Source organism: Georgenia sp. Z1344, assembly GCF_049856295.1.
Taxonomy (GTDB): Bacteria; Actinomycetota; Actinomycetes; order Actinomycetales; family Actinomycetaceae; genus JB111.
Window position 1 is genome coordinate 304067 of the sequence record NZ_JBNDMZ010000003.1, and the last position, 6199, is coordinate 310265.

Below are 6199 nucleotides of genomic sequence, written 5' to 3' on the forward strand. Positions count from 1 at the left end.
GCAGGGTGGTGCCGTGCGGGCGTGGGCCCGCAGCTCCGGTCGGTGCGGGTGCTCGGGAAGGTATGACCGGTGCAGACAGGTTGTCCACCCGGTGCTCAGATGTGGGTTCTGGTCCTCCCAAAACGAGGTGATCCGGTGCTCGGGCACGCACAATCAGAGGCATGCCTGATGTCGACCTGCCGTTCCGCTTCGCCGCCGGCGAGAGGGTCGCGCTGCGCAAGGCGATCGACCGGGACCTCGACGGTCTCGTCGAGCTGCGGTCCGACCCGGACGTGCGCCGCCACCTCGGCGGGGCGGTCCCCGAAGGGCGCGTGCGGGACCTGCTGACGGCCCGCAGCATCTCGTGGTCCACGGAGGGCTCGGGCGAGTTCGTCGTGGCCGACGCGGAGTCGGACGACCTGCTCGGCATGGTCGTCCTCGACCGCCGGTCCGCGACCCGACCCGGGCACGTGCGCGACGAGGGCGAGGAGCTCGAGCTGTCCTACGTGCTGCGTCGGTCGGTGTGGGGGCGCGGGCTCGCGCGCGAGGCGGCCGGCCTGCTCCTGCGGGAGGCCGCCGCGCACCTCGAGGACCAGCCGGTGCTGCTGGTGAGCACGGTGGACAACGCACGGTCGATCGGGCTCGCCAGGCGGCTCGGGTTCGAGGACGCGGGGACCTTCACCGAGTTCGACGCCGAGCAGTGGCTCGGGAGTCTGCGGCTCGGTCGCTGGGCCTGACGCTCCCCCGTCTGTTGCGCATATCTGCGCATCCGCTCCACCTGCTTGCTCTCCTCCCGACGCAGGTGCACCGTCATGCGCAAACGTTTCCGCATCGGCAGTGACGCCAGGACAGACCCGGCATCCCCACGACCGCCGCCCCGCCGAGGGGCGCGGCGAGCATCTCCGGCGCGGACCTCGACGAGGAGGACCAGGTGGGCATCAGGGAGGTCGCTCGAGCCGCGCACGTCTCGGTGACGACCGCGTCCCGCGCGCTCAACGGCACCGGGCGCGTCGCGGAGACGACCAGAGAGCGCGTGCGCGCCGTCGCCGAGGAGCTCGGCTACCGCCCCAACGAGCTGGCCCGTCAGCTCAAGCGCGGGAAGAGCTCCTCGGTCGGGATCGTCGTCCCGGACATCACCAACCCGTTCTTCTCCGAGCTCGCCCAGGGGGTCCAGGAGGTGGCGGCCCGCCACGGCGCGGTCCTGCTACTCACCGCGACCGGCGCCGACCCCGGACGGACAGCCGAGGCGATTGCTCAGATGCGGGCACGCCACGTCGCCGGAGTCGTCCTTGTCGAAGACCAGCTCGACGACGACCGGCTCGTCCGGGCGCTGGACGGCATGCGGTTCGTCGCCCTCGACCGCGAGCTCGACCCGAGCCGCGCCACGTCCGTGACCAGCGACCACCGGTCCGGCGGCCGGCTCGCTGTCCAACATCTCTTCGACCTCGGGCACCGGCGGATCGCCCACGTCGGGGGACGGCCGGAGATCGCCGTGGCGAGCGAGCGCGCCGCCGGCTATCGGGAGGGTCTCGCAGCCGCCGGGATCGACGTCGACCCGACGCTCGTCGTCGAGGCGGACTTCGAGGAGGAGGCCGGCTACCAGGGCACGCTCCGTCTCCTCGCCCGCGGCACCGACCTCACCGCGATCGTCGCCGTCAACGACCTGGCCGCCATCGGGGCGATCCGCGCGCTCGACGAACACGGCCTCGCGGTACCGCACGACATCAGCGTCGTCGGCTTCGACGACATCCACCTCGCGTCCTACGTGCGACCGGGGCTCACCACGATCCACCAACAGATCGACGAGCTCGGGCGGCAGGCCGCCGAGCTGCTGCTCGACGACGAACAGGAAGGGCGTTCCCGCATGCTCGATGTCCACGTGGTCACCCGAGGGACCACCGCACCGCCTCCGGCCGTCGCTGCCGATCGGCGCCTGGGAGGCCTGGAGCGTGATGAGGTCGTACGGGCTGAGGTCGAGGGCCTCGGCCGCCGTCACCTCGGGCTGGCCGTAGGTGTCGCGCCACCACCGGAGCACGACGCCGGCGGCATGCGCGGTGCCCTCCATGTCCCAGCGGTGCGGGATCGCGTGGGCGCCGAAGGAGACGCCGCTGTCGAGGTTCGCCGCCATGTCGGGGGCCTCGTCGAGCTGGGCGACCATCACCGCCGCCGTGCCCAGCGAGAGCTCGGCCATGCCGGCCTTGTTGACGGCCGAGCCGACGGCCGCGCACTGCTGGTCGCCGCCGCCCGGCGAGAGGACCGTGCCCTCGGCGAAGCCGGTGGCCAGCGCGCCGGCCGCCGAGACCGCACCGACGGGCCGCAGGTCGTGGACCATCGGCGGCATGAGGTCGAGGTCGAGCCCCGCCCGCTGGAACAGCTCCGGGGAGTAGTCGAGCGTGGTGAGGTCGAACATGCCGTTGTAGTTGAGCGCCGACGGGTTGGCGAAGAGCTCGGTCGACCCGAGCCGGTGGAGAATCCACTCCTGGCCGTTGAGGATCTTCCACGTGCGGTCGTAGATCTCCGGGCGGCGGTCCTTGAGCCACTTGAGCTTCGGGTAGACCCACAAGCTCGAGGGGTTGAGGCCGGTGATGCGGCAGTACTCGTCGGAGCCGATCTCGTCGTTGATCCACTGCGTCTCTGCGGTGGCGCGGCCGTCCGACCAGACGATGGCGTCGCTCAGCGGCTCCCAGTCCTTGTCGACCGGGACGAACGAGCCGCGCTGCGAGGAGACGCCGATCGAGACGATGCTCGTCAGATCACCGCGGAACCGGCTGGTGGCCTGCTTCGAGGCGAGGCAGACGCCCTCCCACAGCTCGTGCATGTCCTGGTCGACCCACCCGGGGTGCGGGTGCTTCGTCCGGTACTCGGCGTAGCCGCTGCTCATGACGTTGCCGTCGCGGTCGAAGATCATGACCGTCGTGCCGGTCGTCCCGGCGTCGATGCCGGCGAAGTACTTCTCCATCGGGGCCTCCCCAGGCGGTTGCGTCGTTGCGTTTCGACACTATCCGAGGGGAGTGGTGGGCCTGAGGGTGGGTGCGAGCGCAGGCGGAAGAACGCGCTTATGTGCGGGGGACGTTCCCGCTCAGACCGACGACGCCGACCTCGCCGGCACCCCACCAGCCACACCACCCGGCACCGCGCGCGGGACGAGGCGCTGCAACTGCGTGACGTGCCGCGGCTCGAGCTCCTCGACGGATGCGACCTGCAGCAGCTTCATCGTGCGGACGACCTGCTCGGAGAGGATCTGGATCGCGCGATCGACGCCGTCGCGCCCACCGGCCATGAGCCCGTAGAGGTACGCGCGCCCGACCATCGTGAACCGCGCACCGAGCGCGAGCGCGGCCACGATGTCGGCGCCGTTCATGATCCCGGTGTCGAGCGCGATCTCCGTGTGGTGGCCGACCTCGCGCACGACCTCGGGCAGGAGGTGGAACGGAACCGGTGCACGGTCGAGCTGACGACCGCCGTGGTTGGACAGCACGATCCCGTCGACGCCCAGGTCGACGAGCCGCCTGGCGTCGTCGACGGTCTGAACGCCCTTGACCACCAGCTTCCCCGGCCACATCGAGCGGATGGTCGCGAGGTCGTCGTCGTCGATCGTGGGGTCCATCGCGGAGTCGAGCAGCTCGCCCACGGTGCCGCCCGTGGAAGACAGGGAGGCGAACTCGAGCTTCGGCGTCGTGAGGAAGTCGTACCACCACCAGGGCCGCGGGATCGCGTCGGCGATGGTGCGGAGCGTGAGGCTCGGTGGGATGGAGAAGCCGTTGCGGGCGTCGCGCAGGCGGGCGCCGGCGATCGGGGTGTCGACGGTGAAGAGCAGCGTGTCGAAACCGGCCGCAGCCGCGCGCTCGACCAGGTTGTACGACGTCTCGCGCTGCCGCATGACGTAGAGCTGGAACCAGTTGCGGCCCGTGGGGTTGGCGGCGCGGACATCCTCGATCGACGTGGTGCCGAGGGTGGACAGGGCGAACGGGATGCCCGCCGCGCCGGCCGCCCCCGCGCCCGCGCTCTCGCCCTCGGTCTGCATGAGGCGGGTGAAGCCGGTGGGCGCGATGCCGAACGGCATGGCGGACGGTCCGCCGAAGATCGTCGTGCTCGTGTCGACGGTCGAGACGTCATGGAGGATCGACGGGTGCAGCTCGACGTCCCGGAAAGCCTGCCTGGCCCGCGCGAGCGACAGCTCGGCCTCCGCGGCGCCGTCGGTGTAGTCGAAGGCGGCGGCGGGCGTGCGGCGCTTGGCGATGCGGCGCAGGTCCTCGATCGTCAGAGCCGAGGCGAGCCGCCGCTTCTTGAGGTCGAGGCTCGGCCGCCGGAGCTGCACCAGCTCGAAGATCTCGCTGGGGCGGGGGAACTGCCGCTGGACCATGGTCCGACCTCCTGGGCGATGAACGATCACGCACGTGCCCGACGTCGGACGCGTGCCACCCAGCACGCTACCGCTCTGCGCGTGGTGCGGTGGACGCGCGCCGGGGTTCTCCCGATACCTCCGCTCCCCTTCTCGGCACCCGCGCCCCCTCTGCGCCGAGGCCACAGGTTGTGCGCCGACCCCGATGATTGTCGCCGAAGCTAGATGTTGGGTGCCTACCCCGAGGGTTGCCGCCGAACCTAGAGGTTGTGCGCCGACCCCGAGGGTTGTCGCCGAAGCTAGATGTTGTGCGCCGACCCCGAGGGTTGCCGCCGAACCTAGAGGTTGTGCGCCGACCCCACCCACGCCCCCTGTGTGTCAGCCTGGGTGTGAGTCGATCGAGGAGGTCGATGTTGGCACGTCTGCGCACTCCGCAGGAGAAGGCTGAGTTCGTGGCCGAGTACCTGGTTGTCGAGCACGGTCAGAAGTTGGCATGGCTCGCAGAGAGGGGGATCGACTCGCGAACGATGAGTCGTTGGCGTAAGGCGTTCTTCTTTGGCGATCTGGATGCCGAGCTGATTCCCAGGGACACTTCCTTGATGGATGTCGCTGGTGGAGCCAAGTTCAAACAGCTCGAGGTCCAGCTCGCGGCGGAGAAGGCTGCGCGGGAGGCCGATCGGCGGGAACACGCCGCTGAGATCGAGCGACTCCAGGAGGTCAACGATGCGCTGGGAAAAGCTATCGGGCTCTTGCACGACCGCGCCGGCGAGCAGCAGGAGCCCAAGGACGAGAGCTGAACCCAACCACCGGCTCGGGTACGGCGACGGGCGGTTCGGACTTCATCGCGTTCGAGAACGAGCTGGTCGCTGAGATCAAGAGCTATGGGACCAGTCAGCGCGCCACCTTGGAACTGCTCGGGATCAGTCGCGCGACGTGGCACTACCGCCGCCATCCCCGCGACCGGGTGCCCGGTCCGGTTCCGCAGGCACGGCGGGACTATCCCAACCGGGTCACCGACGCCGAGCGGGAGCAGATCCTGGGACTGATCGCCCAGGGGTTCGCCGTCGGTCGCGGCGTGTACTCGTCGTGGCACGACGCGTTGGACGCGGGCGATCCGATCGCCTCGCTCAGGACGTGGCACCGGCTCGCCGCTGCTCATCTGGGGCCGCAACGGCCCAGCCGGCCCCGGCGCCGGCGGCGGGCCAGCGCGATGCCGCAGTTCCGAGCCACCGCGCCCAACCAGGTCTGGTGCTGGGACATCACCAAGCTCGCGGGCAAGTACCACGGGCAGTGGCTCAGTCTCTATCTCGTCATCGACGTCTTCTCGCGCCTGGTCGTGGGCTGGCGGGTTGAACAGGGCGAGGACGATGACCTGGCCCGAGCGATGTTCGAGACCGCGTTCGACGCGCAGGGCACGCACCCGCAGATCGTGCACTCCGATGGCGGCCCGTCGATGATGTCCGACACCCTGTCCGACCTCTACCGCGAGCTGGGCATTACCCGCTCACGTAACCGGCCCCGGGTCTCCAACGACAATCCGTACGCCGAATCATGGTTCAAGACAGCGAAGTACCAGTCCCGCTATCCCGGCTGGTTCCACGACATGGCCCATGCTCGTCGCTGGGCCACGACCGTGATCACCGACTACAACACCACTCACCGGCACACGTCGCTCGAGGGCCACACACCGCAGAGCGTCCATGACGGCAGCTGGCGCACTGTCCATCACCAGCGACAGTCCACTCTCGAAGACCTGGCCGCCCGCCACCCCGAGCGCTACCCCCGCACCCCCCGAATCAGAGCACCGTTAGCGAACGTCACTCTCAACACCGAACAATCAACCCAACGACTCCAAACAGGTTGACACCTTCCGGCCGT

The 6199-nt window shown here is 69.8% G+C and carries 4 protein-coding genes and 2 pseudogenes; 4 read left to right on the forward strand and 2 right to left on the reverse strand.

The genetic code is table 11. The annotated features are described in order from the left end of the window. The first annotated feature begins 161 nt into the window (after positions 1-161). Both ACPYO6_RS04950 and ACPYO6_RS04955 read left to right on the forward strand, forming a co-directional pair. The gene (locus ACPYO6_RS04950) at positions 162-716 is read left to right on the forward strand and encodes a GNAT family N-acetyltransferase (protein ID WP_425713776.1); all 555 of its coding nucleotides are present in this window, start codon (positions 162-164) and stop codon (positions 714-716) included. 194 nt (positions 717-910) lie between these two features. Further along, positions 911-1819, forward strand: a pseudogene (locus tag ACPYO6_RS04955) (LacI family DNA-binding transcriptional regulator); the annotation flags it as partial. Between the two features lie 384 nt (positions 1820-2203). On the opposite strand, the pseudogene ACPYO6_RS04960 reads toward ACPYO6_RS04955, so the two are convergent. Next, positions 2204-2938 (reverse strand): annotated as a pseudogene (locus ACPYO6_RS04960) (xylulokinase); the annotation flags it as partial. 120 nt (positions 2939-3058) lie between these two features. Further along, positions 3059-4342: an alpha-hydroxy acid oxidase gene (locus ACPYO6_RS04965; protein ID WP_425713777.1), complete on the reverse strand. Its 1284-nt coding sequence runs from the start codon at positions 4340-4342 to the stop codon at positions 3059-3061. Between the two features lie 389 nt (positions 4343-4731). On the opposite strand from ACPYO6_RS04965, the gene ACPYO6_RS04970 reads away from it, so the two are divergent. Both ACPYO6_RS04970 and ACPYO6_RS04975 read left to right on the forward strand, forming a co-directional pair. Continuing rightward, positions 4732-5118: a hypothetical protein gene (locus ACPYO6_RS04970; RefSeq protein WP_425713778.1), complete on the forward strand. Its 387-nt coding sequence runs from the start codon at positions 4732-4734 to the stop codon at positions 5116-5118. Positions 5119-5192: 74 nt separating this feature from the next. Further along, on the forward strand, positions 5193-6185 hold the full coding sequence (locus tag ACPYO6_RS04975; protein ID WP_425713788.1) for an IS3 family transposase: 993 nt from the start codon (positions 5193-5195) through the stop codon (positions 6183-6185). Positions 6186-6199 lie beyond the last annotated feature (14 nt).

Excerpts from the sequence above, each read along its gene's own strand:
- ACPYO6_RS04950 (WP_425713776.1), top strand. The coding sequence starts at position 162 with ATGCCTGATGTCGACCTGCCGTTCCGCTTCGCCGCCGGCGAGAGGGTC.
- ACPYO6_RS04965 (WP_425713777.1), bottom strand. The coding sequence starts at position 4,342 with ATGGTCCAGCGGCAGTTCCCCCGCCCCAGCGAGATCTTCGAGCTGGTG.
- ACPYO6_RS04970 (WP_425713778.1), top strand. The coding sequence starts at position 4,732 with ATGTTGGCACGTCTGCGCACTCCGCAGGAGAAGGCTGAGTTCGTGGCC.